Source organism: Oribacterium sinus (assembly GCF_963553175.1).
Lineage (GTDB): Bacteria > Bacillota > Clostridia > Lachnospirales > Lachnospiraceae > Oribacterium > Oribacterium sinus_B.
In genome coordinates this window covers 1-24,720 of sequence record NZ_CAUVME010000012.1, presented here as the reverse complement: position 1 = coordinate 24,720, position 24,720 = coordinate 1, and the positions used below count along the sequence as shown (strand labels likewise).

General features: G+C 44.2%; 37 protein-coding genes. All 37 read left to right on the top strand.

Annotation, left to right across the window (positions count from 1 at the left end; translation table 11 throughout):
* The first annotated feature begins 165 nt into the window (after positions 1 to 165).
* The 37 genes from rpsJ (at position 166) to RYO92_RS04685 (ending at position 24,232) form a co-directional block, all read left to right on the top strand.
* Positions 166 to 483: a 30S ribosomal protein S10 gene (gene rpsJ / locus RYO92_RS04865; RefSeq protein WP_007157682.1), complete on the top strand. Its 318-nt coding sequence runs from the start codon at positions 166 to 168 to the stop codon at positions 481 to 483.
* A 45-nt stretch (positions 484 to 528) separates the two neighbouring features.
* Complete coding sequence (gene rplC, locus RYO92_RS04860; RefSeq protein WP_183683845.1) at positions 529 to 1,158, top strand: 50S ribosomal protein L3; 630 nt, start codon at positions 529 to 531, stop codon at positions 1,156 to 1,158.
* Positions 1,159 to 1,184: 26 nt separating this feature from the next.
* Positions 1,185 to 1,805, top strand: coding sequence for a 50S ribosomal protein L4 (rplD, locus tag RYO92_RS04855; protein WP_007157679.1), 621 nt, complete (start codon positions 1,185 to 1,187; stop codon positions 1,803 to 1,805).
* A complete protein-coding gene (gene rplW / locus RYO92_RS04850; protein WP_007157678.1) occupies positions 1,805 to 2,104 on the top strand; it encodes a 50S ribosomal protein L23 in 300 nt (99 codons plus the stop codon). The genes rplD and rplW overlap by 1 nt, the downstream gene beginning before the upstream one ends.
* A gap of 62 nt (positions 2,105 to 2,166) precedes the next feature.
* Complete coding sequence (gene rplB, locus RYO92_RS04845; RefSeq protein WP_007157677.1) at positions 2,167 to 3,012, top strand: 50S ribosomal protein L2; 846 nt, start codon at positions 2,167 to 2,169, stop codon at positions 3,010 to 3,012.
* A gap of 19 nt (positions 3,013 to 3,031) precedes the next feature.
* Complete coding sequence (gene rpsS / locus RYO92_RS04840; RefSeq protein ID WP_007157676.1) at positions 3,032 to 3,310, top strand: 30S ribosomal protein S19; 279 nt, start codon at positions 3,032 to 3,034, stop codon at positions 3,308 to 3,310.
* Between the two features lie 28 nt (positions 3,311 to 3,338).
* A complete protein-coding gene (gene rplV / locus RYO92_RS04835; RefSeq protein WP_007157675.1) occupies positions 3,339 to 3,728 on the top strand; it encodes a 50S ribosomal protein L22 in 390 nt (129 codons plus the stop codon).
* Positions 3,729 to 3,739: 11 nt separating this feature from the next.
* A complete protein-coding gene (gene rpsC / locus RYO92_RS04830; RefSeq protein ID WP_007157674.1) occupies positions 3,740 to 4,402 on the top strand; it encodes a 30S ribosomal protein S3 in 663 nt (220 codons plus the stop codon).
* A gap of 2 nt (positions 4,403 to 4,404) precedes the next feature.
* A complete protein-coding gene (gene rplP, locus RYO92_RS04825; RefSeq protein WP_007157673.1) occupies positions 4,405 to 4,833 on the top strand; it encodes a 50S ribosomal protein L16 in 429 nt (142 codons plus the stop codon).
* On the top strand, positions 4,833 to 5,036 hold the full coding sequence (gene rpmC / locus RYO92_RS04820) for a 50S ribosomal protein L29 (RefSeq protein WP_007157672.1): 204 nt from the start codon (positions 4,833 to 4,835) through the stop codon (positions 5,034 to 5,036). Before rplP ends, rpmC begins: the two co-directional genes overlap by 1 nt.
* A 17-nt stretch (positions 5,037 to 5,053) precedes the next feature.
* Entirely contained in the window at positions 5,054 to 5,308 is a 255-nt protein-coding gene (gene rpsQ / locus RYO92_RS04815; RefSeq protein WP_007157671.1) for a 30S ribosomal protein S17, read from the top strand.
* Between the two features lie 24 nt (positions 5,309 to 5,332).
* Entirely contained in the window at positions 5,333 to 5,701 is a 369-nt protein-coding gene (gene rplN / locus RYO92_RS04810) for a 50S ribosomal protein L14 (RefSeq protein ID WP_007157670.1), read from the top strand.
* 13 nt (positions 5,702 to 5,714) lie between these two features.
* Entirely contained in the window at positions 5,715 to 6,020 is a 306-nt protein-coding gene (gene rplX / locus RYO92_RS04805) for a 50S ribosomal protein L24 (RefSeq protein ID WP_183683843.1), read from the top strand.
* A gap of 19 nt (positions 6,021 to 6,039) precedes the next feature.
* Entirely contained in the window at positions 6,040 to 6,579 is a 540-nt protein-coding gene (gene rplE / locus RYO92_RS04800) for a 50S ribosomal protein L5 (protein ID WP_007157668.1), read from the top strand.
* 12 nt (positions 6,580 to 6,591) lie between these two features.
* A complete protein-coding gene (locus RYO92_RS04795; protein WP_007157667.1) occupies positions 6,592 to 6,777 on the top strand; it encodes a type Z 30S ribosomal protein S14 in 186 nt (61 codons plus the stop codon).
* Between the two features lie 109 nt (positions 6,778 to 6,886).
* Complete coding sequence (rpsH, locus tag RYO92_RS04790; RefSeq protein ID WP_183683842.1) at positions 6,887 to 7,288, top strand: 30S ribosomal protein S8; 402 nt, start codon at positions 6,887 to 6,889, stop codon at positions 7,286 to 7,288.
* A 61-nt stretch (positions 7,289 to 7,349) separates the two neighbouring features.
* Entirely contained in the window at positions 7,350 to 7,889 is a 540-nt protein-coding gene (gene rplF, locus RYO92_RS04785) for a 50S ribosomal protein L6 (protein ID WP_007157665.1), read from the top strand.
* 15 nt (positions 7,890 to 7,904) lie between these two features.
* Complete coding sequence (gene rplR, locus RYO92_RS04780; RefSeq protein ID WP_007157664.1) at positions 7,905 to 8,267, top strand: 50S ribosomal protein L18; 363 nt, start codon at positions 7,905 to 7,907, stop codon at positions 8,265 to 8,267.
* Positions 8,268 to 8,288: 21 nt separating this feature from the next.
* The gene (gene rpsE / locus RYO92_RS04775) at positions 8,289 to 8,798 is read left to right on the top strand and encodes a 30S ribosomal protein S5 (RefSeq protein ID WP_007157663.1); all 510 of its coding nucleotides are present in this window, start codon (positions 8,289 to 8,291) and stop codon (positions 8,796 to 8,798) included.
* Between the two features lie 14 nt (positions 8,799 to 8,812).
* A complete protein-coding gene (gene rpmD / locus RYO92_RS04770; RefSeq protein WP_007157662.1) occupies positions 8,813 to 8,995 on the top strand; it encodes a 50S ribosomal protein L30 in 183 nt (60 codons plus the stop codon).
* 10 nt (positions 8,996 to 9,005) lie between these two features.
* Positions 9,006 to 9,449, top strand: a complete 444-nt coding sequence (gene rplO, locus RYO92_RS04765) for a 50S ribosomal protein L15 (RefSeq protein ID WP_007157661.1) — start codon at positions 9,006 to 9,008, stop codon at positions 9,447 to 9,449.
* A complete protein-coding gene (gene secY, locus RYO92_RS04760) occupies positions 9,450 to 10,790 on the top strand; it encodes a preprotein translocase subunit SecY (protein WP_007157660.1) in 1,341 nt (446 codons plus the stop codon).
* Between the two features lie 66 nt (positions 10,791 to 10,856).
* Entirely contained in the window at positions 10,857 to 11,522 is a 666-nt protein-coding gene (locus RYO92_RS04755) for an adenylate kinase (RefSeq protein ID WP_007157659.1), read from the top strand.
* Positions 11,515 to 12,270: a type I methionyl aminopeptidase gene (gene map / locus RYO92_RS04750; RefSeq protein WP_308579222.1), complete on the top strand. Its 756-nt coding sequence runs from the start codon at positions 11,515 to 11,517 to the stop codon at positions 12,268 to 12,270. The genes RYO92_RS04755 and map overlap by 8 nt, the downstream gene beginning before the upstream one ends.
* Positions 12,271 to 12,277: 7 nt before the next feature.
* Positions 12,278 to 12,496: a translation initiation factor IF-1 gene (gene infA, locus RYO92_RS04745; RefSeq protein WP_007157657.1), complete on the top strand. Its 219-nt coding sequence runs from the start codon at positions 12,278 to 12,280 to the stop codon at positions 12,494 to 12,496.
* An 85-nt stretch (positions 12,497 to 12,581) separates the two neighbouring features.
* Positions 12,582 to 12,695, top strand: a complete 114-nt coding sequence (gene rpmJ, locus RYO92_RS04740) for a 50S ribosomal protein L36 (RefSeq protein ID WP_003022746.1) — start codon at positions 12,582 to 12,584, stop codon at positions 12,693 to 12,695.
* A 20-nt stretch (positions 12,696 to 12,715) separates the two neighbouring features.
* Complete coding sequence (gene rpsM / locus RYO92_RS04735) at positions 12,716 to 13,084, top strand: 30S ribosomal protein S13 (protein WP_007157656.1); 369 nt, start codon at positions 12,716 to 12,718, stop codon at positions 13,082 to 13,084.
* 77 nt (positions 13,085 to 13,161) lie between these two features.
* Positions 13,162 to 13,557: a 30S ribosomal protein S11 gene (gene rpsK / locus RYO92_RS04730; RefSeq protein ID WP_007157655.1), complete on the top strand. Its 396-nt coding sequence runs from the start codon at positions 13,162 to 13,164 to the stop codon at positions 13,555 to 13,557.
* A gap of 168 nt (positions 13,558 to 13,725) precedes the next feature.
* Positions 13,726 to 14,319 (top strand): 30S ribosomal protein S4, encoded by a 594-nt coding sequence (gene rpsD, locus RYO92_RS04725; protein WP_183683838.1) that lies wholly within the window; start codon positions 13,726 to 13,728, stop codon positions 14,317 to 14,319.
* Between the two features lie 24 nt (positions 14,320 to 14,343).
* Complete coding sequence (locus RYO92_RS04720; protein WP_315369650.1) at positions 14,344 to 15,288, top strand: DNA-directed RNA polymerase subunit alpha; 945 nt, start codon at positions 14,344 to 14,346, stop codon at positions 15,286 to 15,288.
* Between the two features lie 51 nt (positions 15,289 to 15,339).
* Positions 15,340 to 15,876 carry a bL17 family ribosomal protein gene (locus RYO92_RS04715; protein WP_007157652.1) on the top strand — a complete coding sequence of 179 codons (537 nt, stop codon included), beginning with the start codon at positions 15,340 to 15,342 and terminating at the stop codon, positions 15,874 to 15,876.
* 486 nt (positions 15,877 to 16,362) lie between these two features.
* Entirely contained in the window at positions 16,363 to 16,911 is a 549-nt protein-coding gene (locus RYO92_RS04710) for a hypothetical protein (protein ID WP_183683836.1), read from the top strand.
* Between the two features lie 49 nt (positions 16,912 to 16,960).
* A complete protein-coding gene (locus RYO92_RS04705) occupies positions 16,961 to 19,270 on the top strand; it encodes an ABC transporter substrate-binding protein (protein ID WP_315369649.1) in 2,310 nt (769 codons plus the stop codon).
* A gap of 100 nt (positions 19,271 to 19,370) precedes the next feature.
* On the top strand, positions 19,371 to 20,357 hold the full coding sequence (locus RYO92_RS04700; protein WP_314346619.1) for an ABC transporter permease: 987 nt from the start codon (positions 19,371 to 19,373) through the stop codon (positions 20,355 to 20,357).
* Between the two features lie 16 nt (positions 20,358 to 20,373).
* Positions 20,374 to 21,975 (top strand): ABC transporter permease, encoded by a 1,602-nt coding sequence (locus RYO92_RS04695; protein WP_315369648.1) that lies wholly within the window; start codon positions 20,374 to 20,376, stop codon positions 21,973 to 21,975.
* A 74-nt stretch (positions 21,976 to 22,049) separates the two neighbouring features.
* Positions 22,050 to 23,189 (top strand): ABC transporter ATP-binding protein, encoded by a 1,140-nt coding sequence (locus tag RYO92_RS04690; protein WP_314344925.1) that lies wholly within the window; start codon positions 22,050 to 22,052, stop codon positions 23,187 to 23,189.
* Complete coding sequence (locus RYO92_RS04685; protein ID WP_314635312.1) at positions 23,189 to 24,232, top strand: ABC transporter ATP-binding protein; 1,044 nt, start codon at positions 23,189 to 23,191, stop codon at positions 24,230 to 24,232. Before RYO92_RS04690 ends, RYO92_RS04685 begins: the two co-directional genes overlap by 1 nt.
* Positions 24,233 to 24,720: the final 488 nt, after the last annotated feature.

Here is a 24,720-nt window from a genome sequence, read left to right as displayed (position 1 = left end):
AGCTTTCTGGAGCGAATGTCAAGTTTTGAAACTGACGGCAGGTCACTGTACTACAATCTAAGCACCAAGCAGCGGGTGCGGCGTGTGTATTTTTATAAGATACGCGCGGAAACGTGTACAGTCACCAACTTATCGTCAATAACCCGATAGGAGGCGACTTTTTTTATGGCAAGTCAAGTAATGAGAATCACCCTCAAGGCTTACGAGCATGGTCTTGTGGACGAATCCGCCGCAAAAATCGTAGAGAACTGCAAGAAGACAGGTTCTCAGGTTTCCGGCCCAGTACCTCTTCCTACCAAGAAGGAAGTTGTAACAATTCTTCGTGCAGTGCACAAGTACAAGGATTCTCGCGAGCAGTTCGAGCAGAGAACCCACAAGAGATTGATTGATGTCATCAATCCTAACCAGAAGACCATGGACAGCTTACAGAGATTGGAGATGCCCGCAGGTGTTTTCGTAGACATCAAGATGAAAAACAAATAATTCTAGTATGAACCGATTACGGTTCCGCTGTAGAAAGGAGAACAGATGAAGAAAGCTATTTTGGCAACAAAAGTAGGAATGACACAGATTTGGGATGAAAATGGTGTGTTGATTCCAGTAACTGTACTGCAGGCCGGTCCTTGCGTGGTTACCCAGGTAAAGACCCTTGAGAACGACGGTTACAAGGCAGTTCAGGTGGGATTTTTAGAGAAGAGAGAGAAGCTGGTGAACAAGCCTCTTAAGGGACAGTTCGACAAGGCCGGCGTTTCTTACAAGAGATTCTTAAGAGAATTCCGTTTTGAGAATGCAGAAGAGTATAAGGTTAAAGATGAGATTAAGGCAGATATCTTTGCTGAAGGAGATAAGGTAGACGTAAGCGCTACTTCCAAGGGTAAGGGATTTGCATCTGCTATTAAGAAATATGGACAGCACAGAGGACCAATGACCCACGGTTCTAAGTTCCATCGTCATCAGGGATCTAACGGTACATCTGCAACACCATCCAGAGTACTTCCCGGTAAGGGAATGCCCTCTCACATGGGTGCGGTAAAGGTTACTACTCAGAACCTTACTGTAGTGAAGGTTGATGCAGAACAGGGATTAATCCTGGTTAAGGGTGCGGTTCCGGGACCAAAGAAGGCTCTTGTAACCATCAAAGAAGCTGTTAAGTCCTAAGACGAGAAGGAAGGAGGAACATACTAATGGCTAACGTATCTGTATTTAATATGCAGGGTAAGGAAGTTGGCAAGATGGATCTGAATGATGCGATTTTCGCAGCACCGGTTCACGAGCACTTATTACACCTCGCAGTAGTTGCACAGCTTGCTAACAAGCGTCAGGGAACACAGAAAGCCCTTACTCGTGCAGAGGTTTCCGGAGGCGGAAGAAAGCCTTGGAGACAAAAGGGAACAGGTCATGCAAGACAAGGTTCCATTCGTGCCCCGCAGTGGAAGGGCGGCGGAGTAGTATTTGCCCCGACTCCAAGAGATTACACCACCGGCATGAACAAGAAGGAAAAGAGAGCAGCGTTAAAGTCTGCACTGTCTAACGCAGTAGCAGAGAACAAGCTTATTGTATTGGATGAGATTCGTTTCGACGAAATCAAAACCAAGAACTTCCAGAGCATGTTAGACGCTTTCAAGGTAAACAAGGCTTTCGTTCTTCTGGATCAGAATGATCAGAATACTGTGCTTTCTGCAAGAAATATTCAGAATGTAAAGACAGCTCAGGTTAACGAGTTAAACGTTTACGATGTTTTGAAGTACGGCACTGTATTAGCTACAAAGGCGGCTCTTTTAAAACTTGAGGAGGTATACGCATAATGGCTAACTTACAATATTTCGATGTGATTCTTCGCCCTGTTGTGACTGAGAAGTCCATGGCAGACATGAGCGAGAAAAAGTACACCTTCCTGGTAAATCCTGAAGCGAACAAGATTCAGATCAGAGAAGCTGTAGAGAAGATGTTCGAAGGAACAAAGGTAAAGGCTGTTAACACCATGAACCTTGACGGAAAGAAGAAGAGAAGAGGAATGGTATTCGGAAAGACAGCTAAGACTAAGAAGGCAATCGTTACATTGACTGCTGAGTCTAAAGAAATCGAGATTTTCAGCGCACTGTAAATTGCTAAGAACTGCGTGAAAAAATTTCTCAATTATACGCAGAAAGAAGGAGAAAAAGGAAAATGGGTATTAAGACATATAAAGCTTATACACCGTCCAGAAGAAATATGACCGGTTCCGACTTCGCTGAAGTTACCAAGAAGACACCGGAAAAATCTCTTTTGGCTAAGAATAAAAAGACTGCTGGTAGAAATAACCAGGGTAAGATCACTGTTCGTCACCACGGTGGTGGAAATAAGCAGAAGTACAGAATTATCGACTTTAAGAGAAACAGTAAGGACGGCATTGTGGCAACTGTTGTAGGTATCGAGTACGATCCAAACCGTTCCGCAAACATCGCACTTCTCTCTTATGCAGACGGATCCAAGGCATACATCCTTGCACCTAACGGTTTGACTGACGGGATGAAGGTTATGTCCGGAGCAGAGGCAGAGGCAAGAGTAGGAAACTGCTTACCATTGTCCGCTATCCCTGTAGGTTCCGAAATTCATGCTATCGAGTTAAAGCCCGGTAAGGGAGCACAGCTGGTTCGTTCCGCAGGAAATGCAGCACAGCTTATGGCGAGAGAAGGAAAGTATGCAACCTTAAGACTTCCTTCCGGAGAAATGAGAATGGTTCCTATCGAGTGCCGTGCAACCATCGGTGTAGTAGGCAACGGAGACCACAACCTCATCAATCTTGGTAAGGCGGGAAGAAAACGTCACATGGGTATCCGTCCAACAGTTCGCGGATCTGTTATGAACCCTAACGACCACCCACACGGAGGTGGAGAAGGTAGAGCTCCTATCGGACGGAGCGGACCTAGCACACCTTGGGGTAAGCCTGCACTTGGTTTGAAGACCAGAAACAAGAAGAAGCTTTCCAATAAGCTTATCGTAAGAAGACGTGATGGTAGAGCCATCAAATAATTGAGGAGGAGAAAGAAAAATGGCACGTTCTATTAAAAAAGGACCATTTGCAGATCAGAGTCTTTTAAAGGCTGTGGATGCACTGAATGCACAGAATCAAAAGACAGTAGTGAAAACTTGGTCTCGTCGTTCCACAATCTTCCCGTCATTTGTTGGACACACCATTGCGGTTCATGACGGAAGAAAGCATGTACCTGTATACGTTACAGAGGACATGGTAGGACACAAGCTGGGAGAATTCGTTGCAACAAGAACTTACCGCGGACATCACGGTAACGGCGACGAAAGAAGAGGATAATCTGCATAGAGAAAGGAGGACATGAAAAATGTCAAAAGGTCATAGATCTCAGATTAAAAGAGAGAGAAATGCAAATAAAGATAAAAGACCTTCCGCTAAGCTTTCTTATGCTAGAGTGTCTGTACAGAAAGCTTGCTTTGTTTTAGATGCTATTCGTGGCAAGGGCTTGGAAGAGGCATTGGGAATCGTTACCTATAACCCAAGATATGCTTCCACATTGGTTAAGAAACTTCTTGCGTCCGCAGCTGCTAATGCAGAAAACAATAACAATATGAATAGAGAGAATCTTTATGTTGCAGAGTGCTTCGCAAATGCAGCTCCAACATTAAAGAGAATCCACCCAAGAGCACAGGGTAGAGCTTACAGAATCTTCAAGAGAAGCTCACACATCACTGTTATTCTGGACGAAAGAAAGTAAGGAGGCAAGGAATGGGACAGAAAGTCAATCCGCACGGTATGAGAGTCGGTATCATTAAGGACTGGGATTCTAAGTGGTACGCAGACAAGAAAAACTTTGCAGATAATCTTATCGAAGATCACAAGATCAGAGAATTTTTAAAGAAGAAGCTGTATTCCGCAAATGTCTCTAAGATTGAAATCGAGAGAGCGGCTGAGGATAAGGTTCGCATTATCGTATTTACTGCTAAGCCCGGATACGTTATCGGTAAGGGCGGAGCGGAAATCGAGAAGTTAAAGAAGGATGTTCAGAAGATTACCAACAAGAACATCTTCATCGATATCAAGGAAATCAAGAGACCGGATAGAGATGCACAGCTTGTTGCAGAAAGTATCGCGTTGTCCTTAGAGAACCGTGTATCTTTCCGTAGAGCTTTGAAGCAGGCTATGTCCAGAACCATGAAGGCAGGAGCTTTGGGAATTAAGGCTTCCGTTGGTGGACGTTTGGGCGGAGCGGATATCGCAAGACGTGAGTTCTATAGCGAGGGAACAATTCCTCTTCAGACTCTTCGTGCAGATATCGATTATGGATTTGCTGAGGCCGATACTACCTATGGAAAATTAGGAGTAAAGGTATGGATTTACAAGGGCGAGGTACTTCCTGCCAAGAAAAATAAGGAAGGGAGCGAGAAATAATTATGTTAATGCCTAAGAGAACGAAATTCCGTAAGCAGATGCGCGGAAGAATGACCGGTAAGGCTACAAGAGGCAATACCGTTAGCCATGGAGAATTCGGAATTATTTCCACTGAACCTTGTTGGATCAGATCCAATCAGATCGAGGCAGCCAGAGTTGCCCTTACAAGATACATTAAGCGTGGCGGTAAGGTTTGGATCGACATTTTTCCAGACAAGCCTGTATCTGCAAAGCCCTTGGGAGTACGTATGGGATCCGGAAAGGGTGCTACAGAGTACTGGGTTGCAGTAGTTAAGCCGGGACGCGTGTTATTTGAGATTGCCGGTGTACCGGAGGAAATTGCAAGAGAGGCGTTACGTCTTGCTTCTCACAAGCTTCCTTGTAACTGCAAAATCGTCGCAAAGGCAGATCTGGAAGGCGGTGATAACTAATGAAAAAGAAAACATATTTAGAAGAGCTGAAGGCAAAGTCAGCTGAGCAGCTGAATGAAGAGCTGGTTTCCGCAAAGAAAGAACTTTTCAATCTGCGATTCCAGAATGCAACCAATCAGTTGGATAATACAGCCCGCATTACCGAGGTTCGGAAAAACATCGCTCGGATTCAGACTGTTATCACTGAGAAAGCGAAAGCGTGAGAAGGGAGAACAGAATAATGGAAAGAAATCTGAGAAAAACCCGTACCGGTAAGGTGGTTAGTGCAAAGATGGACAAGACCATCGTTATCGCTATTGAAGATCACGTGAAGCACCCTCTTATTGGAAAAATCGTAAAGCGTACCGTTAAGATTTACGCTCATGATGAGAACAATGAGGCTGGTGAGGGAGATACAGTTAAGGTAATGGCAACCAGACCTTTATCTAAGACCAAGAGATGGAGACTTACTTCCATCATTGAGAAGGCGAAGTAATATAGGAGCAAGGAAGGAGCATATATGATTCAGCAGGAAACAAGACTTAGAGTTGCTGATAACACAGGTGCAAGAGAGCTTCTTTGCATCCGTGTTATGGGAGGCTCTACCAGAAGATATGCCGCCATCGGAGACATCATTGTAGCTTCCGTAAAGGACGCTATTCCCGGCGGACAGGTTAAGAAGGGTGACGTTGTAAAGGCCGTTGTGGTTCGTACAGTGGATGAGACCAGAAGAAAAGATGGTAGCTATATCCGTTTCGATGAGAACGCAGCAGTTATCCTCAAGGAGGATAATACCGCAAAGGGCACCCGTATCTTTGGACCGGTAGCAAGAGAGTTAAGAGATCATGGTTACATGAAGATCGTATCCCTCGCACCGGAAGTATTATAAGGAGGGGAGCCAGATGCGTAGAATTAAGAAAGACGATATGGTAAAGATCATTACCGGTAAGGACAATGGTAAGCAGGGTAAGGTTTTATCCTTCGATCCAAAGACCAACAAGGTAGTGGTAGAAGGTTGCAACATGGTAACCAAGCACCAGAAGCCAAGTCAGGCTAACCCACAGGGCGGAATTGTTCGTAAGGAAGCAGCTTTGGATGCATCCAATGTAATGCTTGTTGTTGATGGACAGGCTACTCGCGTAGGATTCAAGCTTGAGAATGGCAAGAAGGTTCGTGTGGCTAAGAAGACCGGTAAGGTTATTGACTAAGAGAAAGGAGGAATAAAGGATGGCTAGATTAAAGGAAATTTACAATAGCGAAATCAAAGAAGCTATGCAGAAGAAGTTTAACTATAAGAATGTTAACGAAATTCCAAAGCTTGAAAAAATCGTCATCAACATGGGTGTTGGTGAAGCAAAAGAAAATTCCAAGGTTCTCGACAGTGCAGTACGTGATTTAGAGATCATTACCGGACAGCATGCTGTAACAACAAAGGCAAGAAAGTCCGTTGCGAACTTCAAGATCAGAGAGGGACAGGCAATTGGATGTAAGGTTACTCTTCGCGGAGAGAAGATGTACGAGTTCGCTGATCGTTTGATCAACTTGGCTCTTCCTCGAGTAAGAGACTTCCGTGGTGTGAACCCCAATGCCTTCGATGGTAGAGGAAACTATGCCCTTGGAATCAAAGAGCAGATTATTTTCCCTGAAATCGAGTTCGACAAGGTAGATAAGGTTAGAGGAATGGATATCATCTTCGTTACAACTGCAAAGACTGACGAAGAGTCCAGAGAGCTTCTTACCCTGTTCAATATGCCTTTTGCGAAATAATCGGAGGAAAAAATGGCTAAATTATCAATGAAATTAAAGCAGCAGAGACCTGCAAAGTTCTCCACAAGAGAATACACAAGATGTAAGATTTGTGGACGTCCCCACTCTGTACTTCGTAAGTACGGAATCTGCCGTGTATGCTTCCGTGAGTTAGCATATAAGGGAGAGATTCCAGGGGTGAGAAAAGCATCTTGGTAAAATGATTGTAAAACGAATATCGATTGCATAAGCATTCGATATTTCGTTTGCAAAGAGGATAGTGCATAGGGCGCATCCTCATAGATAAAAAGAAAGGATATCCGTAAAAATGAGTATGAGTGATCCAATCGCAGATATGCTTACAAGAATTCGTAATGCAAACACTGCAAAACATGACAGCGTATGTATCCCAGCATCTAAGATGAAGCAGTCTATTGCTGAGATTCTTCTGAAGGAAGGTTACATTTCCAGCTGCGAGTTAGTTGAAAATGGAAAATTCCAGGACATTAAGATCGGACTGAAGTACGGTTCCAACAAGAATGAGAAGATCATTTCCGGAATTCGTAGAATTTCCAAGCCGGGTCTTCGTGTATACGCCGGCAAAGAAAATATGCCTAGAGTACTTGGTGGACTAGGTACAGCAATCATTTCCACAAACCAGGGTGTAATCACCGACAAGGAAGCAAGACAAAAGGGTGTAGGCGGAGAAGTCCTTGCCTTTGTATGGTAATCTGTCGGAATATATTTTCTGAAAACAGTATTTTACTGAGAATTTAAGAGAGGAGTATACTATGTCACGTATCGGAAAGTTACCGGTCGCGATCCCGGCAGGCGTTACTGTTGAGATTAAGGACAATGTAGTAAAGGTAAAGGGACCAAAGGGAACCTTAGAGAGAACCTTTGCAAAAGAAATCACAATTAAGGAAGAGGATGGCCACTTAGTGGTTACTCGTCCAAATGACAATAAGAAAGAGAAGTCTCTTCACGGATTATCCAGAGCTTTACTGTTCAACATGGTTGAAGGTGTAAGCAACGGTTACGAGAAGAAGCTGGAAATCAATGGTGTAGGATACAGAGCGGCAAAGCAGGGCAAGACCTTGACTTTGACTTTAGGATATTCTCACCCTGTAACCATGGAAGATCCGGAAGGCTTGGAGACCGTATTAGAGGGAGCCAACACCGTATTTGTCAGAGGAATCGACAAAGAGAAGGTTGGCCAGTATGCTGCGGAAATCCGCTCTAAGAGAGCACCGGAGCCTTATAAGGGTAAGGGAATTAAGTACTCTACCGAGGTCATTCGTCGTAAAGTCGGTAAGACTGGTAAGAAATAATAGGAGGAAAGTAGAATGGTTAGCAAGAAAAATAAAGCCGAGCTTCGTCAAAAAAAGCACGCAAGAATCAGAAACCGTTTATCTGGTACTCCTGAGAGACCACGTCTTGCGGTTTTTCGTTCCAATAAGCACATGTATGCACAGCTTATTGATGACGCTGCAGGGAACACCCTGTGTGCAGCTTCTACCTTAGATAAGAATGCGAATTTGCAGTTTACCGACAATGTTGAGGCAGCTCAGTATGTAGGTAAGGCCATCGCTGAGAAGGCTTTGGCAAAGGGAGTCAAGGAAGTGGTATTCGACAGAGGCGGCTTCCTGTATCATGGTAAGGTTCAGGCCCTTGCAGATGCTGCAAGAGAAGCCGGACTAGTATTCTAATCGAGAGGAGAAATCACTAAGATGAAGCGCGAAAAAATTGACGCAAATCAGTTAGAGTTAAATGACAGTGTAGTAGCCATCAAGCGTGTTGCTAAGACTGTTAAAGGTGGACGTACCATGAGATTCTCCGCTCTTGTAGTAGTTGGAGATGGAAATGGACACGTTGGCTGCGGTACCGGTAAGGCAACTGAGGTACCTGAAGCGATTCGTAAGGCAAGAGAGGCTGCAGTAAGAAACATGGTTACTGTACCTGTAAATGAGGATAAGTCTGTACCACACGATTACCTTGGAAAGTTCGGAGCTTCCACAGTTCTTCTGAAGAAGGCTCCTGAAGGAACAGGTATCATCGCCGGCGGACCTGCACGTATGGTGTGTGAGCTGGCAGGAATCAGAAACATCCGTACAAAGTCTTTAGGATCTAACAACAAGACAAATGTAGTTTATGCAACTTTACAGGGACTTACTTCTATGAAGACTCCTGAGCAGTTCGCTGCACTCCGTGGCAAAACTGTAGCAGAAATTACAGGTTAAGAGGGAGGGTAGAAATGGCAGATAAATTAAAAATTACTTTAGTGAAGTCTCCTATCGGTGCCATCCCTAAGCAGAAGGCAACCGTTCAGGCTCTTGGACTTAAGAAGATTCGTCAGTCTGTAGAGCTTCCGAACAATGGCACCACTAAGGGAATGATTCAGAGAGTCAATCACTTGGTAAAAGTGGAAGAGATTTAAGGAGGCGACTATGGAGTTATCAAAGTTATCACCTGCAGAGGGCTCTAAGCACTCCCAGAATTTCCGTCGTGGCAGAGGTCACGGTTCAGGAAATGGTAAGACAGCAGGTAAGGGACACAAGGGTCAGAAGGCTCGTTCCGGAGCACCAAGAATCGGTTTCGAGGGTGGACAGATGCCCTTATTCCGTCGTATTCCTAAGAGAGGATTTACAGATCCCAACTCAAAGGTAATTACAGGAATCAACGTTTCCGTATTGGAGGATCGTTACAATGCAGGAGATGAGGTTACTTTAGAAAATTTACTGGAGAAGAGAATCATCCGTAAGGTAAATGACGGTGTTAAGATTCTTGGAAACGGTGAATTAACAAAGAAGCTTACTGTTAAGGTAAATGCTTTCTCCGAGAGCGCAAAGGAGAAGATTGAGGCTGTGGGCGGAACCTGTGAGGTGATCTAAATGCTTCAAACAATACGAAATGCATTTAAGGTAAAAGATTTAAGAGACCGTCTTATTTATGTTTTCCTTATGCTCGTAGTAATTCGTTTTGGATCAAATCTTCCTATCCCGGGTGTAAATCCGGGATATTTTGGAGATTTATTTAAGAGCATGGCCGGGAACGATGCTTTCGGTTGGTTTAATACCATGACCGGAGGATCCTTCGAGCAGCTCAGTATTTTTGCATTATCCATTACTCCCTATATCACTTCCTCCATTATTATTCAGCTTTTAACCGTGGCGATTCCCGCCCTGGAAGAAATGCAGAAGGATGGAGAAGAGGGAAGAAAGAAGCTGACAGAGTACACCAGATACGTAACCATCGGTTTAGCACTTTTAGAGTCTACAGCCATGGCAGTAGGATTTGGCGGTTCCGGACTTCTGATTGGATATGCAGAGGGTTCAGTCTTTCGTAAGATTGCCGGCGTAGTGATTTGCGTAGTAGCAATGACAGCCGGATCTGCACTTCTGATGTGGATTGGTGAAAGAATTACGGACAAAGGAGTGGGAAATGGTATTTCTCTGGTTCTTTTGTTCAATATCTTATCCTCGGTTCCACAGGATTTTCTCACACTTTATGAGAGATTTATTATGGGAAATAACACTGCGAAGATGGTTGTAGCGGCTATTATCATTGCTGCGGCAATCTTCTGTATGGTGGCGTTTACCGTAGTTCTGCAGGATGCAGAAAGAAGAATCCCGGTGCAGTATAGTAGAAGAGTACAGGGAAGAGGACTTGTTGGCGGACAGCAGTCTCAGATTCCTTTAAAGGTGAATACGGCAAGCGTTATGCCGGTAATCTTTGCTTCCTCCTTAATGACCATGCCGGTAGTTATCGGACAGATTATAAGGGTGGATCAAAGCTCTATTGTAGGACAAATTATCATGGGATTAAATTCCGGTTCTTGGGCAAACCCCAATGCTCCGATTTATTCCTTAGGTTTAGTTCTCTACATTGCCCTACTGTATTTCTTTGCTTACTTCTATACTTCTATTTCCTTTAATCCCTTGGAAGTAGCAAACAATATGAAGAAGCAGGGTGGTTTTATTCCCGGAATCAGACCGGGAAAGCCGACCAGTGATTATCTGGAAGGTATTCTTCGATATATCATCTTTATCGGAGCCACCGGACTGGCTATTATTGCATTAGTTCCCATTATCATTTCAGGCGTATTTAACGTCAGCAGAATTTCCTTCTCCGGAACTTCCTTAATCATCATCGTAGGTGTTGTTTTGGAAACCTTGAAGGCCATCGATTCTCAAATGGTAATTAGAAACTACAAAGGATTTTTAGACAACTAATCTATAGCCTCCTTAGTTTACTAAGGAGGCTCATAGTGGTTTATCCCATCATGAAAGAGGCCCATATTGAAGATTATCATGTTAGGAGCGCCTGGTGCGGGAAAAGGAAGCCAGGCAAGTCGTATTTCTAAGGTTTACGGTTTACCCCATATTTCCACCGGAGATATTTTCCGGGCTAATCTTAAAGGGGAAACAGAGCTTGGTTTAAAAGCAAAGACATATATGGATCATGGGGAGCTGGTTCCCGATGAAATCACCATTGCGATGCTTCTGAACCGTTTGGAAGAAAAGGATTGTGAGAAGGGCTATATCCTGGACGGATTCCCCAGAACCATTCCTCAGGCGGAAGCTTTAGAAAATGCACTGGCTCCAAAAGGAGAAAAGATTGATCTTGCATTGGACGTTGAAGTACCGGATGATGTGATTATTCACAGAATGGCCGGCCGCAGAACCTGTCCCCATTGTGGCGCGATTTTCCATTTGGAAACCTTAAAGCCGAAAAAAGAGGGAATTTGCGATAACTGCGGTGAGCATCTTGTGCAGAGAAAAGATGATGAAGAAAATACGGTGAAAAATCGTTTAAAGGTTTATCATCAGAGTACCGAACCATTGATTTCCTTCTATAAGAAAGAGGGAATCCTGGAAGAGATTGACGGAACAAAAGATTTGGAAACGGTATTTGCAAGGGTAAAGGAAATCTTAAGCCAAGTGGAAAGGAAAATCCATGATTGAGATTAAGTCTAAAAGAGAAATTGAACTGATGCGGGAAGCAGGCAAGGTTCTTGCAGAAGTACATGAGAAAGTAGGAGAGGCGGTAGCCCCGGGAAAGAGCACCTACGAACTGGATAAGTACGCAGAGGAGCTCATCCGAAAAGCAAAATGTACGCCAAGCTTTCTTCATCTCTATGACTTTCCGGCAGCTTGTTGCGTATCCGTGAATGAGGAGTTGATTCACGGAATACCGGAGAAGACAAGGATTTTAAAAGAGGGAGACATCGTTTCCTTCGATATCGGAGTAAATTACAAGGGCTATCACAGCGATGCCGCAAGAACTTGGGCGGTGGGAGAAATCGCTCCCAATGCCAAAAGACTGGTGGAAACTTGTAAGGAATCCTTTTTCCGGGGAATCGAAAATGCGGTTCCCGGAAATCATTTAAATGATATTTGCGGAAGCATCGGAGATTATGTAGAGGCCCATGGCTACGGCGTAGTTACCCAGTACGTGGGACACGGCATCGGCCATCAGGTTCACATGGATCCGGAAGTCCCCAACTATCGCATGAAGAAGAAAGGCCCGAAGCTACAGGCAGGAATGACCTTGGCCATAGAGCCCATGATTACGGAAGGTAATCCGGAGGTCAGGGTTTTATCCAATGACTGGACGGTGGTTCCCCTGGACGGTAAGCTTACGGCACATTATGAAAATACAATTTTAATCACAGACAACGGACCGGAAATCCTAAGTCTATCGAAAGGATGAATTGAGTATGTCGAAATCAGATGTAATCGAAATTACAGGTAAGGTAATCGAGAAGTTACCAAATGCCATGTTTCAGGTGGAACTGGAAAACGGGCATCAGGTATTGGCTCATATTTCCGGAAAATTAAGAATGAATTACATTCGTATTTTACCGGGAGATAAGGTGACTATTGAGCTTTCTCCCTATGACTTATCAAAGGGAAGAATTATCTGGAGAGATAAGTAGGGTTTCGCTTTACATTTCAAGACTGTTTTGCTAGAATGATACGGCAACTCTGTTCAAATTCGTAAAGGAAAGGGGAATTTTACTTATGAAAGTAAGATCATCAGTAAAACCTATCTGCGAAAAATGCAAAGTAATCAAGCGAAAGGGCTCCATCAGAATTATCTGTGAAAACCCTAAGCATAAGCAGAGACAAGGTTAATTAACAGGAGGAAATCAAAGATGGCTCGTATTGCAGGTGTGGATTTACCTAGAGAGAAGCGAATCGAAATCGGTTTGACTTACATCTACGGAATCGGAAGACCCTCAGCAGACAAGATCCTTGCAGAAACCGGCGTAAATCCGGACACAAGAGTAAAGGATTTAACTGACGATGAGGTAAAGACTCTGGCGACCTATATTGCAGAACACCAGATGGTAGAAGGTGACCTTCGTAGAGAGATCGCTTTAAACATCAAGCGTTTGCAGGAAATCGGTTGCTACAGAGGAATCCGTCACAGAAAGGGACTTCCCGTAAGAGGTCAGAAGACTAAGACCAATGCAAGAACCCGTAAGGGACCAAGAAAGACCGTTGCTAACAAGAAGAAGTAAGGTCTGAACAGTAACTAATGGATCTTCATGTTTTAAATACAGGAAGAAGAGAAAAAGGAAAGTAGGTTAGTTTAACTATGGCTAAGTCAACTGGTAAGAGAGTGACAAAAAAGCGCGTAAAGAAAAACGTTGAACGCGGACAGGCACATATCCAATCATCTTTCAATAACACTATCGTTACTTTGACAGATGCTCAGGGAAATGCTTTATCATGGGCAAGTGCCGGCGGTCTGGGATTTAGAGGTTCAAGAAAATCTACTCCATATGCAGCGCAGATGGCTGCTGAGACTGCTGTAAAGGCAGCTTTGGTACACGGCTTAAAGTATGTGGATGTAATGGTTAAAGGACCGGGATCCGGAAGAGAGGCAGCAATCCGTGCTTTAGCAGCAAACGGATTGGAAGTAACCTCCATCAAGGACGTTACACCGGTTCCACACAACGGATGCCGCCCACCAAAGCGCAGAAGAGTATAATGTTCTGTGCCCGGGGAATTATAGAATTTCCTTTAGCGGCATAAGCTTATACAGAACAGTATGACCATGTGGTCAGCCTGAAGAAGCCTTATCGGTGTAAAGGGCGTATCAATTTTTTAGGGATGTTGGCTTGTTGAGTCGACAAAACTTGATATTTAGGAGGATAAAATGGCAGTAGATAAAGTTCCTGTGCTTAAAAGATGCAGGTCACTTGGACTGGACCCCGTATTTTTAGGAGTGGATAAGAAATCCAACAGACAGCTTCGTAACCCAAGAAGAAAGATGAGTGAGTACGGTCTTCAGCTTAGAGAGAAGCAGAAGGCAAAGTTCATCTATGGCGTATTAGAGAAGCCTTTCCGTAACTACTATGCTAAGGCAGAGAAGTTAGCAGGACAGACCGGTGAGAACCTTATGATTCTTTTAGAGTCTCGTCTGGACAACGTTATTTTCCGTATGGGAATGGCTAGAACCAGAAGAGAAGCTAGACAGGTTGTAGGACACCGTCACGTAACCGTTAACGGAAAGATTGTTAACATTCCTTCTTATCTTGTATCTGCAGGTGATGTGATTCAGATTAAAGAATCCATGAGAACTGCACAGAGATATAAGGATATTGTGGAAGTAACCAACGGCAGAATGGTACCGGCATGGTTAGAGATGGATGCTGAGAAGCTTAGCGCAACCATCAAGTCTCTTCCACACAGAGAAGACATTGACGTTCCTGTAAACGAAATGTTAATCGTCGAGTTGTATTCTAAGTAATGATAGCCTAAAAAAGGAGGCAGCATGTTTGATTTTACAAAACCAAACATTGAAATTCTTGAAATTTCAGAGGATAAGCGTTTTGGTCGTTTCGTATGTGAACCACTGGAACGAGGCTACGGCTCAACCCTAGGAAATTCTCTTCGGAGGATGATGCTTTCCTCTCTGCCCGGGGCTGCGATTTCTGCAATTAAGATCGAAAATCTGTCCGGAGACAAGGTTTCCGGAATTCAGGAAAGTTTCCCTGAGCTCTTAACCAATCTTAAGAGCATTGCGGTGATTTTGCCGGAGGAAGTGGAAAGTCTGGAAGTTTCCGTTGATTTATCCGGAAAGTCCGAGATTCTGGCTGAAGATTTTATTGGAGAGTCGGAACTTAAGCTGAGTAATCCTACAGAGCATATTGCTACTGTAGAGGCGGGAGCCCAAGGCTCCATTTCCCTCTTTATCAGTAGAGGACAGGGTTACTCCGGAGAAAAGGCAGAAGGAAGAGTAGAAGCACCAAAGGAATATCAGGACATTGATGCTTTGTATACTCCTGTGGAAAGAGTAAAAATGTCTATCGAGAATACCCGTGTAGGAAATATGACGGACTATGATCGATTGACTTTGGATGTATATACCAACGGAAGTATGTCTCCGGAAGATGCGATTTCCAAGGCGGCACAAATGCTTTTTCAGCACCTGGATTTGTTTGTAGCGCTTTCTGAAGAAGTGGCTGCAACAGAGCTTATGGTGGATAAGCCCGAAGATGAAAAGGGCAAAGTAATGGAAATGAACATTGATGAACTGGAATTAAGTGTCCGTTCCTATAACTGCTTGAAGAGAGCAGGAATCAACACAGTGTCCGAGTTAACCTCCAAGACACCGGAGGATATGATGAAGGTTCGTAATCTTGGAAGAAAGTCTCTTGAGGAAGTTTTGGCGAAGTTAAGAGATTTGAATCTGGGATTATCATTTCCGGAAGAATAGATAACAGTAAGGCCAACCGGTAAGACTAAAAAGCACGGATAAGGAGAAAACATGGCAAATTATAGAAAGTTAGGAAGAGCTTCAAACCAGAGAAAGGCAATGCTTCGTGCATTAACCACTTCTTTATTGGAGCATGGAAAGATTTTTACTACTGAGGCTAGAGCGAAGGAAGTTCGTAAGCAGGTAGAGAAGCTTATTGCTTTGGCAGTAAGAGAGAAAGATAACTATGAAATGGTTGTCGTTAATGCAAAGGTTGCAAAGAAGGACGCTGATGGAAAGCGCGTTAAAGAAGTAAAAGACGGTAAGAAGGTTACCGTTTATGAGGAAGTAGAGAAGTCCATCCAGAAGGATAAGCCTTCTCGTTTGCAGGCTCGTCGCCAGATTCTTGCAGCTACCTATGTTCCAACTGTTAGACCTGCAGAAGCAGCCGGAAGAAAGAAGAACACCAAGAAGTTAGACTTGGCAAAGAAGCTTTTTGAAGAGATTGCACCAAAGTACGAGAACCGTCACGGTGGATATACAAGAATCGTAAAGGTAGGTCTTCGTAAGGGAGATGCTGCTATGGAAGTTCTTTTAGAGCTTGTATAATATTTTACAAAACGAATAGAACAAAGTTGCTAAAAAAGAGGAAGCTTGCTTCCTCTTTTTTATGTCTAAAGCGTAAAAACTGGCGTATTTGTATAAGGACTCAGGAAAATTACTGAGTAATATTTCTAAAACAAAATAAAAGATAAAGAGCTTATAGAAAAATGGAATATCAAAATGTAAAAAAATGATATTGCTTCTATAAATAAAATTGGCAAAATAAGAAAGAAAAAATAATTAGGAATATCTCTTATTCTATAAATATAATTGACGTAGCATAAAAATACAGGTAAGCTATGGGTTAAAATATTGTGAGAAATAAAGAATTTTCTTATTTTCAAATCATGAACTGATTTAGTGAGAAAAAATGAGCTTCAGGAGATCACAATACTTTTTCATTATAGGATGGAACAGCCAGCAAGGAAAAAGACTAAGAATCAAGAAAAAAGACTGATAATCAAGAAAAGTCGAAACGATGGAGGCAATAGCATGGGAATGTTTAGGACGCCCTATGGAAAAGGCGGCGTTCTTTCCAAAGAGGCAGATGAAGCCAGAAAGAAGCTGTATAAAGATATACGGCCTTTGGAACTGCAAAGAAAAGAAAAACGGCTTTTAATTGCCTGCTATTTCTTTCAACTTCCTTTTCTCTTGATTCCGGGATTTTTCTCGAAGCCGGCTTTATCCCACAAACTTTTTCTAACCCTACCCTATGGGATGTGCATTATCCAGGTGTTTTTGGCCTCAGTTCGATTCTTAGGATATCTTCGGAAGGAAGGCACCGTGGACGGATGGACCTATCAAAAAAGCTTTATCCCTTTGGAGGGAAATGTAGTTCTTTCCTTCCTTTTTGCGGGAATCCTTCTTCTATTCCAAGGGATTTATCTCCTAAGAGGGGGAAGAGATGGAGGGCTTTTAGGCGAAGTTATGGTTTTAGCTTTGGTTTTGGGATATTTCGTTTCTTCTATTCTGTTTTGGCGGAAGTTAAAACAGAGCTTTTCTTCTTGGAAAATGGAGGAAAGAACAAGCTATAATGAATGAAAATGCAGTTTGAAAGGAAGCCAAGAAATTACTAAAAGGAGGAAGTAGAATGAAGAAAAGAAAAGCGATTATGGCATCACTGCTTGCATCAGTGATGGCGCTTTCCGCATTGGCAGGATGTTCTCCCAAGAAAGCGGAGGATGGAACAAAGGCTCAGGGCGAAAGCGGTCAAGAAGCTGCCGGCAATACCGACGGTTCCTTGGTTTTTGCTCAGGATGAGTTTAGTGCGAAGTTTTCTATGTTCTTTGCGGAGACTGTACAGGATCAGGATGTAGCAAATTTAACTGCGACTACTCTCTTAAACTCAGATCGTAGCGGTGCCATTATTTACAAGGGTATTGAAGGGGAGACCAAGGAGTATAACGGTAAGGAATACACCTATAAGGGAATTTCCGACCTGGCAGTTACCGAGAATGCAGACGGAACTGTATATTATGACTTTACTTTAAGAGACGACGTAAAGTTCTCCGACGGTAAGCCTTTAACTGCTGATGATGTGATTTTCTCCATGTATGTATATTCAGATCCGACCTATGACGGATTGGCTTCTATTTACTCTTTACCGATTCAGGGTATGGAAGAGTATAGAAAGGGTATGGAACCCCTCTTTAAGCTGATTCTGGCTGCAGGAGAGGACAATAAGGACTTCTCCAAGTGGACAGAGGAGCAGCAGACAAAGTTCTGGGCAGATTACAAGAAGGCTGCCGAGGCCTTTGTGAAGGAAATTGAGGATACCTTGATTGCCAATGGAAGCAATAAGGAAGGGGATTCCGTAGCGGCATTTGCGGCAAACTATGGCTATGAAGGCTTGAAGGAAGATGCAACGGCTATGGATTTCTTCAATGCTATGGTAGCAAAGTATAACGGCAGTGTAACAGATATGAGCTCTGCAGAGAGTGCAGGTACTCCCTTTACCGAGTTAATGGAAAGCTATAAGGACTACTCTGTCGGTGTGGAGACCGGTAATTCCGCTCCCAATATCAGCGGTATTCAGAAGACCGGAGATTATTCTGTACGTGTTATAACAACCAGGGTGGATGCTCAGACGATTTATCAGCTTACCTTTGCCGTTTCTCCTTTACATTATTATGGAGATCCTGCCCAGTATGACTATGCGAACAATAAGTTCGGTTTCCCCAAGGGAGATTTAAGCGGCGTTCGTGCAAAGACCACCCAGCCTTTAGGTGCAGGTCCCTACGTTTTTGAGAAATATGAAAACGGTGTGGTTTCCATGAAGGCAAACGAGAATTATTATCTCGGCGCACCGAAGACCAAGAGTTTGAAGGTGAACTATGTTGCACAGGCTGACCGTGTGAACGCCGTATTAACCGGAACAACGGACGTAACTAATCCACAATACACTACAGAAATTGCAGATGCCATTAAGAAGGCAAACAGTAACGGAGAAATCTCCGGAGATAAGATTTACACCTCTGCTGTAGATGCCTTAGGTTATGGCTATATCGGTATCAATACCCACAATGTTTCTGTAAACAATGAGCCGGGAAGTGAAGCTTCCAAGAATCTCCGTCGTGCCTTTGCCACTATTTTCTCTGTATACAGAGACCTTGCGGTAAGCAGCTACTATGGAGACAGAGCGAGCGTAATTAATTATCCGATTACCAATACTTCTTGGGCGGCACCTCAGCCTACCGATGACGACTATCAGATTGCTTTCTCCAAGGATGCAAAGGGAGAACCGATTTATACCTCCGGAATGTCCGATGAGGATAAATATGCAGCAGCAAAGAAGGCGGCTTTAGGATTCTTAGAGGCGGCAGGCTACACCGTAGCAGATGGAAAGATTACTGCAGCTCCTGCCGGGGCAAAGATGGAATATGAGGTAATGATTCCCGGTTCCGGAACCGGAGACCACCCCTCCTTTATGATTTTGACAGAGGCACAGAAGGCCTTTGCGGAAATCGGTATGAAGCTTACCATTAACGATATTTCCAACAGCTCCGATATGTGGAATAAGATTCAGGCTAAGCAGGCAGAGATGTGGTGTGCGGCTTGGCAGGCAACACCGGATCCGGATATGTTCCAGGTATATTACTCTGATATTGCAAATGGCGGAGTAGCTCCCGGCGGTTCCAACTATATGTACCAGATTGAGGATGCAGATTTGGATACCATGATTCTTCAGGCGAGAGAGTCAACGGATCAGGAATACCGTAAGACCATGTATAAGGCTTGTCTTGACAAGATTATCGACTGGTCCTGCGAGGTACCAATCTACCAGAGAAAAGAAGTAACCATTTTCTCTGCACAGCGTGTTCAGGTGGATACCATTACTCCGGATATGAGTCCGTTTTATAAGTGGTATACCGAGATTGAGAATCTTCAATTAACAAAGTAAAAGTAAACGGATTGTTCCGTCTACATTTTTCGGGTAATAGCCGCATTTCCTGAAACTTTAGGAAGGCGGCTATTCTTGATATGGAAGAGTAGGTTTTTCAGTGAAAAAGTATATTATCAAACGATTATTATGGTCCGTAGTGATTCTGTTTATCGTGGCTTTCTTGCTTTATATTTTAATGCGATCTCTACCAACCTCCTATTTGGAGCAGATCGCCAGACAGAAGTCTCAACAGCCCGGCTCCAAAAGCTTTGAAGAGTGGATGCAGCAGTTGGAGGCTACTTACGGCATGGACAAGGGAATCGTTCCCGGATTCTTTGCCTGGTTGGGTAAGGCTCTTCGAGGAAACTTCGGAGACAGCTGGAAGTACACCGTGCCGGTTACCCAGAAATTTAAAGAGGTAGTGGGTATTTCCTTTATCATGAGCTTTGTGGTTATGGTTTTGGAATTTGCGATTTCCGTGCCCTTGGGCATTATTGCGGCAACCAAGCAGTATTCCTGGCAGGATAATGTGATTTCTATCGTAGCTTTGGCAGGAATTTCCCTTCCCACCTTCTTCACAGCTTCTCTTTTGAAGCTGGTATTTTCCGTGAAATTACAATGGTTCGACTTAGCCGGACTGGTGGGAAGAAATTACGATATTCTTTCTCCAAGCGGAAAGAAGATGGATATTGCTTTACACCTGGTTTTACCGATTCTTACCCTTCTGATTGCCAGCATCGGAGCGTATATGCGATATATTCGTACCAATATGCTGGAGGTATTAAATTCGGATTATATCCGTACTGCAAGAGCGAAGGGCCTTTCCGAGGGACGGGTAATTTATCATCATGCCTTCCGAAATACTTTGATTACGCTGGTAACCATCTGGGGTACCTCTCTTCCCGGATTATTTTCCGGAGCCATGATTACGGAGCAGCTCTTTTCCATTCCGGGAATCGGTTACACCTCTTATCAGGCTATGATTTCAGGAGACATTCCGTTCTCCATGTTTTACTTAGTGTTTATTGCCGTTTTGACCTTGATTGGAAACCTGCTTACGGATATTTTATATGCCGTGGTAGATCCTCGAGTTCGTATTGATTAGGAAAGGAGGGGAAAAGATGTCTGATTTAGAAAATTCTGTAGATAAAACTACACAAGAAACTGTGCAGAATACGGAAGAGTATAGCGATGCTAATGCATCGAAGAATGCTGAATATTCTTTAAGTGATGACCGTCGTGTCAAAACCCTCTCCCCCGGAGCAATGGTGGCAAAGCGTTTTTTCCGAAACCGTATTGCGGTTTTGGGTATGGTGGTTTTGATTTTCATGTTTCTCTTCTCCTTCTTAGGAGGAGCCCTAATGCCCTACGGAGAGTCTCAGCTTTTCTACCGTAAGGACAGCCAAAGCCAGAAGTATGCCGGCGTTAAGGTAAACACGGAGCTTCGTTATCAGCAGGCGGAAAAGGATAGCTTCCCTGCCCTTGCCCAGGCCCAGTTCGTATTGGCCAAGGGAAAGAAGCTGACAGAGTTTGCTGCAGGAGGCGTAGACTATAGCTATGAAGAGGCGGGAAAAGACTTCTATATCATTACGAAGAAGGGAAGCTCTGACCCGGTAGCCTTTGCGGCAGTGGACACCGTGACTTCCGTTTCCGGAGCAGGACAGATTCCTTTTGCGGAGCAGCTAAGCATTTTAAAGGCCTTGGCAAACGGAGAAAAGGAATTTACTGATGGAGGCAGCAGCTACACCCTTTCCGAGGATGGAACCGTTACAAAGGACGGAACAGCCTATGCCTATGCCAGCCGTTATGTGGTGAATGCCATTATGAGCGATGTGAGCTTCTCTCAGAAGTTTAAGGAAGAGCTTCTGGAGCAGATTCAGGCGGGAGCTACCAGCTTTAGCTTTACCGACGATGACGGAGTAGAGGCAAACTATACCATGGAATATGATGCCACCTCCAAAACCTATAATATTCTGCAAAGCAGAGAGCAGATGGTCTATGACTCTTATTCTCCACCCAGCAAGGCCCATCCTCTGGGAACCGATAAGAACGGTATGGATATGTTGACCAGACTGATGTACGGCGGAAGAGTTTCTCTTTATATCGGCTTTGTAGTTGTGATTATCGAAACCGTTTTGGGAATGCTTCTGGGCGGTATTTCCGGATATTTCGGAGGCTGGATTGATTCCTTAATCATGAGAATTGTGGATATTTTCTACTGCATTCCCACCATTCCTATCTACATCATCATCGGTGCGGCTATGGATGCGATGAGGGTGGATCCTCAGATTCGTATGTTTTACCTGATGATTATTCTGGGATTTTTCGGTTGGCCTTCCATCACCAGATTGGTGCGTGGACAGATTCTTACTTTAAGAGAGCAGGAATTTATGACTGCGGCGGAGGCTACAGGCATTAAGCCCGTAAACCGAATCTTCCGACACCTTTTACCAAACGTTATTCCTCAGCTCATTGTTACCTGTACCATGAGTTTGGGAGGCGTAATTTTGACAGAGGCGGTATTGTCCTTCCTGGGACTTGGTGTAAAGTTCCCCTTTGCTTCCTGGGGAAATATCATTAACGATGTTAACAATACCTATGTCTTAAGTAACTATCTCTTCATTTGGATTCCTGCCGGTGTCTGCCTATTGCTTACCGTGTTGGCCTTTAACCTGGTGGGAGACGGCTTGCGAGATGCCTTTGACCCGAAGATGAAGCGATAAAAGGTTTCGGTAAAAAATCATGCTTTCCGGCATTTGCCTTGGAAAGCTGTAGGAAGATAAGTTGAGGATAGAAAATGGCAAGAGAAGACGGTTATCTTTCCGGAAAAGAAGCCCGGAGGATATCGAAAGAAAATAGAAAAATTACTGCTACCTTAGAAAAAAAGCGGAAGCGGAAAAATGTCCCGGAATCAGAGTATTTGACGGAAATGAAGAATCCGGAGAATACGGTGGAGTTTGAGAATCTTCGGACCTATTTCTACACCGATGCCGGAACGGTAAAGAGTGTGGATTCCGTGAGCTTTTCCGTTCCCATGGGAAAAACCGTGGGAGTTGTGGGAGAGTCCGGTTGCGGAAAGTCCGTAACCAGCCTTTCTCTGATGCAGCTTTTACAGCGGCCTCAGGGACAGATTGTGGACGGAGCCATTCGCTTAAATACGGGAGATAAGGTTTACGACATTACCAAGACCCCTGAGACAGTGATGCAGCACCTTCGGGGAAACTTTATGTCCATGATTTTCCAGGAGCCTATGACCTCCTTAAATCCGGTTTTCAAAATCGGAGACCAGGTGGATGAGGTGCTTTTGTTCCATAAGAGCGGTTATGAAACGAAAGAGGCGGCGAAGAAGCGTACCATTGAACTCTTGGAAATGGTGGGCATTGCCAACAGTGAGGGCGTTTACAATATGTATCCCCACGAGCTTTCCGGCGGTATGCGGCAACGTATCGTAATCGCCATGGCATTGGCCTGCTCCCCCAAGCTGATTATTGCGGATGAGCCCACAACAGCCTTGGACGTAACCATTCAGGCACAGATTCTGGATTTGTTACGAGGCTTAAAGGACAAGATTAACTCCTCCATTATGCTGATTACCCATGACCTTGGGGTAATTGCGGAAATGGCGGACTATGTAGTGGTTATGTATTCCGGTCGTGTGGTAGAGGCGGGAACGGCAAAGGAAATCTTTTCCAATCCTTCCCACCCCTACACCATCGGTTTAATGGCTTCCAAGCCTGTGGTAGGAAAGCATGTGGATAAGCTCTATTCCATTCCCGGAAAGGTGCCAAACCCCATTAACATGCCGAATTATTGCTACTTCCGAGATCGTTGTGACAAGCGGAAGGGCTGCTGTGACGGGGCTTATCCCGGAGAAATCAGCCTCTCCGAGACCCACAGAGTAAGCTGCTACCTGTATGATGAGGAAGCGAGGAAATAATGGAAAATAGCATTTTAAAGGAGACAGAAGCTAAGACTGTCCGGGAAAATGAAGACAATATTTTAGAGGTTCGTGGCCTGAAGAAATATTTCCCCATTCGAGGAGGCTTCTTTAATACGGTGGTGGGACAGGTAAAGGCCATTGACGGTATTTCCTTCTCCATCAAAAGAGGAAGCACCATGGGGCTGGTGGGAGAGTCCGGTTGCGGAAAGACCACCACAGGAAGAACCATCCTGCGTTTAAGCGGAGAGAAGACAGCGGGAGATGTGCTGTTTAACGGAAAAGAGGTTTACGATATTCCCAAATCCGAGTTAAATGAACTACGCACCAAGATGCAGATTATCTTCCAGGATCCATTCTCCTCCCTTTCTCCCAGACTTCCTGTAGGAGAAATTATCGGAGAAGCGGTAAAGGAGCATCATCTGGTTCCCAAGGAGGAGTACGAGGACTACATTGACCGCATTATGGATAACTGCGGTTTGCAGCCCTTCCATAAGGGGCGTTATCCCCATGAGTTCTCCGGCGGACAGAGACAGAGAATCTGTATTGCCAGAGCCTTGGCGTTGAATCCGGAGTTTGTGGTATGTGATGAGCCGGTATCCGCCTTGGATGTGTCCATTCAGGCACAGATTATCAATCTCTTAAAGGATTTACAGGAAAAGTATAAGCTGACCTACCTCTTTATTTCCCATGACTTATCCGTGGTAGAGCATATCGCGGATACGGTTGGTGTAATGTATCTTGGGAATTTGGTGGAGTTTGGAAATACGGAGGATATCTTTGCCAATCCTCTCCACCCCTATACCAAGGCTTTGTTCTCCGCGATTCCCATTCCGGATCCGGAGGCTAAGATGAATCGTATTATTTTGGAAGGAAGTATTCCTTCCCCGGCCAACCCTCCCGAGGGCTGTAAGTTCCATACACGTTGCAGTCAGTGTATGGAGATCTGTAAGAGCAAGGTGCCGGAAGAAAAGGATATGGGCAATGGGCATAAGGTTTGCTGTCATTTGTATGATGATGGAGCTGTGAAGAATCATCAATAAGGTTTTCTATGCAATATAGGTCTGAAAATGGGGGATGCTCTCGCTGACTTTGTCTACAAGAGGAGTTGTGAAGAAGTAAGACGGTTTTCTATGCAATATAGGTCTGAAAATGGGGGATGCCCTCGCTGACTTTGTCTACAAAAGGAGTTGCGATAAACCATCAATAAGGTTTTCTATGTAATATAGGTCTGAAAATGGGGCACGCTCCCGCTAGCTTCGCCACGTATCGGATACTAAGCGAAAAACTTCAGTTCCTTCGTTTTTCGCAAGTACCGACGGGCTCAGACTACCCCCTTTCAGACCTATATTACCGAAAACCTGTCTAATTTAATTCTTCGCAGCTTTTTTTGTTGGCTGTTAGTGAGTACGGCATAAGTAAGATATGGCTCAGACTCCCCTTTTCAGTCCTATATTACCGAAAACCTGTCTAAGATAATTCTTCGCAGCTTTTTTTGTTGGCTGTTAGTGAGTACGGCATAAGTAAGATA

What these genes read in the sequence shown, in the direction of transcription:
- rpsK (WP_007157655.1), top strand. Translation starts at nt 13,162, where the DNA reads ATGGCTAAGTCAACTGGTAAGAGAGTGACAAAAAAGCGCGTAAAGAAA.
- rpmJ (WP_003022746.1), top strand. Translation starts at nt 12,582, where the DNA reads ATGAAAGTAAGATCATCAGTAAAACCTATCTGCGAAAAATGCAAAGTA.
- RYO92_RS04720 (WP_315369650.1), top strand. Translation starts at nt 14,344, where the DNA reads ATGTTTGATTTTACAAAACCAAACATTGAAATTCTTGAAATTTCAGAG.
- rpsE (WP_007157663.1), top strand. Translation starts at nt 8,289, where the DNA reads ATGAAGCGCGAAAAAATTGACGCAAATCAGTTAGAGTTAAATGACAGT.
- rplC (WP_183683845.1), top strand. Translation starts at nt 529, where the DNA reads ATGAAGAAAGCTATTTTGGCAACAAAAGTAGGAATGACACAGATTTGG.
- rpsQ (WP_007157671.1), top strand. Translation starts at nt 5,054, where the DNA reads ATGGAAAGAAATCTGAGAAAAACCCGTACCGGTAAGGTGGTTAGTGCA.
- rpmD (WP_007157662.1), top strand. Translation starts at nt 8,813, where the DNA reads ATGGCAGATAAATTAAAAATTACTTTAGTGAAGTCTCCTATCGGTGCC.
- RYO92_RS04685 (WP_314635312.1), top strand. Translation starts at nt 23,189, where the DNA reads ATGGAAAATAGCATTTTAAAGGAGACAGAAGCTAAGACTGTCCGGGAA.
- rplR (WP_007157664.1), top strand. Translation starts at nt 7,905, where the DNA reads ATGGTTAGCAAGAAAAATAAAGCCGAGCTTCGTCAAAAAAAGCACGCA.
- rplW (WP_007157678.1), top strand. Translation starts at nt 1,805, where the DNA reads ATGGCTAACTTACAATATTTCGATGTGATTCTTCGCCCTGTTGTGACT.
- rpsC (WP_007157674.1), top strand. Translation starts at nt 3,740, where the DNA reads ATGGGACAGAAAGTCAATCCGCACGGTATGAGAGTCGGTATCATTAAG.
- rplN (WP_007157670.1), top strand. Translation starts at nt 5,333, where the DNA reads ATGATTCAGCAGGAAACAAGACTTAGAGTTGCTGATAACACAGGTGCA.
- secY (WP_007157660.1), top strand. Translation starts at nt 9,450, where the DNA reads ATGCTTCAAACAATACGAAATGCATTTAAGGTAAAAGATTTAAGAGAC.
- rpsS (WP_007157676.1), top strand. Translation starts at nt 3,032, where the DNA reads ATGGCACGTTCTATTAAAAAAGGACCATTTGCAGATCAGAGTCTTTTA.
- rplV (WP_007157675.1), top strand. Translation starts at nt 3,339, where the DNA reads ATGTCAAAAGGTCATAGATCTCAGATTAAAAGAGAGAGAAATGCAAAT.
- rpmC (WP_007157672.1), top strand. Translation starts at nt 4,833, where the DNA reads ATGAAAAAGAAAACATATTTAGAAGAGCTGAAGGCAAAGTCAGCTGAG.
- RYO92_RS04795 (WP_007157667.1), top strand. Translation starts at nt 6,592, where the DNA reads ATGGCTAAATTATCAATGAAATTAAAGCAGCAGAGACCTGCAAAGTTC.
- rplX (WP_183683843.1), top strand. Translation starts at nt 5,715, where the DNA reads ATGCGTAGAATTAAGAAAGACGATATGGTAAAGATCATTACCGGTAAG.
- rpsJ (WP_007157682.1), top strand. Translation starts at nt 166, where the DNA reads ATGGCAAGTCAAGTAATGAGAATCACCCTCAAGGCTTACGAGCATGGT.
- rpsH (WP_183683842.1), top strand. Translation starts at nt 6,887, where the DNA reads ATGAGTATGAGTGATCCAATCGCAGATATGCTTACAAGAATTCGTAAT.
- rplB (WP_007157677.1), top strand. Translation starts at nt 2,167, where the DNA reads ATGGGTATTAAGACATATAAAGCTTATACACCGTCCAGAAGAAATATG.
- RYO92_RS04710 (WP_183683836.1), top strand. Translation starts at nt 16,363, where the DNA reads ATGGGAATGTTTAGGACGCCCTATGGAAAAGGCGGCGTTCTTTCCAAA.
- rplD (WP_007157679.1), top strand. Translation starts at nt 1,185, where the DNA reads ATGGCTAACGTATCTGTATTTAATATGCAGGGTAAGGAAGTTGGCAAG.
- rpsM (WP_007157656.1), top strand. Translation starts at nt 12,716, where the DNA reads ATGGCTCGTATTGCAGGTGTGGATTTACCTAGAGAGAAGCGAATCGAA.
- map (WP_308579222.1), top strand. Translation starts at nt 11,515, where the DNA reads ATGATTGAGATTAAGTCTAAAAGAGAAATTGAACTGATGCGGGAAGCA.
- rpsD (WP_183683838.1), top strand. Translation starts at nt 13,726, where the DNA reads ATGGCAGTAGATAAAGTTCCTGTGCTTAAAAGATGCAGGTCACTTGGA.
- rplE (WP_007157668.1), top strand. Translation starts at nt 6,040, where the DNA reads ATGGCTAGATTAAAGGAAATTTACAATAGCGAAATCAAAGAAGCTATG.
- RYO92_RS04690 (WP_314344925.1), top strand. Translation starts at nt 22,050, where the DNA reads ATGGCAAGAGAAGACGGTTATCTTTCCGGAAAAGAAGCCCGGAGGATA.
- RYO92_RS04705 (WP_315369649.1), top strand. Translation starts at nt 16,961, where the DNA reads ATGAAGAAAAGAAAAGCGATTATGGCATCACTGCTTGCATCAGTGATG.
- rplP (WP_007157673.1), top strand. Translation starts at nt 4,405, where the DNA reads ATGTTAATGCCTAAGAGAACGAAATTCCGTAAGCAGATGCGCGGAAGA.
- RYO92_RS04715 (WP_007157652.1), top strand. Translation starts at nt 15,340, where the DNA reads ATGGCAAATTATAGAAAGTTAGGAAGAGCTTCAAACCAGAGAAAGGCA.
- rplF (WP_007157665.1), top strand. Translation starts at nt 7,350, where the DNA reads ATGTCACGTATCGGAAAGTTACCGGTCGCGATCCCGGCAGGCGTTACT.
- rplO (WP_007157661.1), top strand. Translation starts at nt 9,006, where the DNA reads ATGGAGTTATCAAAGTTATCACCTGCAGAGGGCTCTAAGCACTCCCAG.
- RYO92_RS04695 (WP_315369648.1), top strand. Translation starts at nt 20,374, where the DNA reads ATGTCTGATTTAGAAAATTCTGTAGATAAAACTACACAAGAAACTGTG.
- infA (WP_007157657.1), top strand. Translation starts at nt 12,278, where the DNA reads ATGTCGAAATCAGATGTAATCGAAATTACAGGTAAGGTAATCGAGAAG.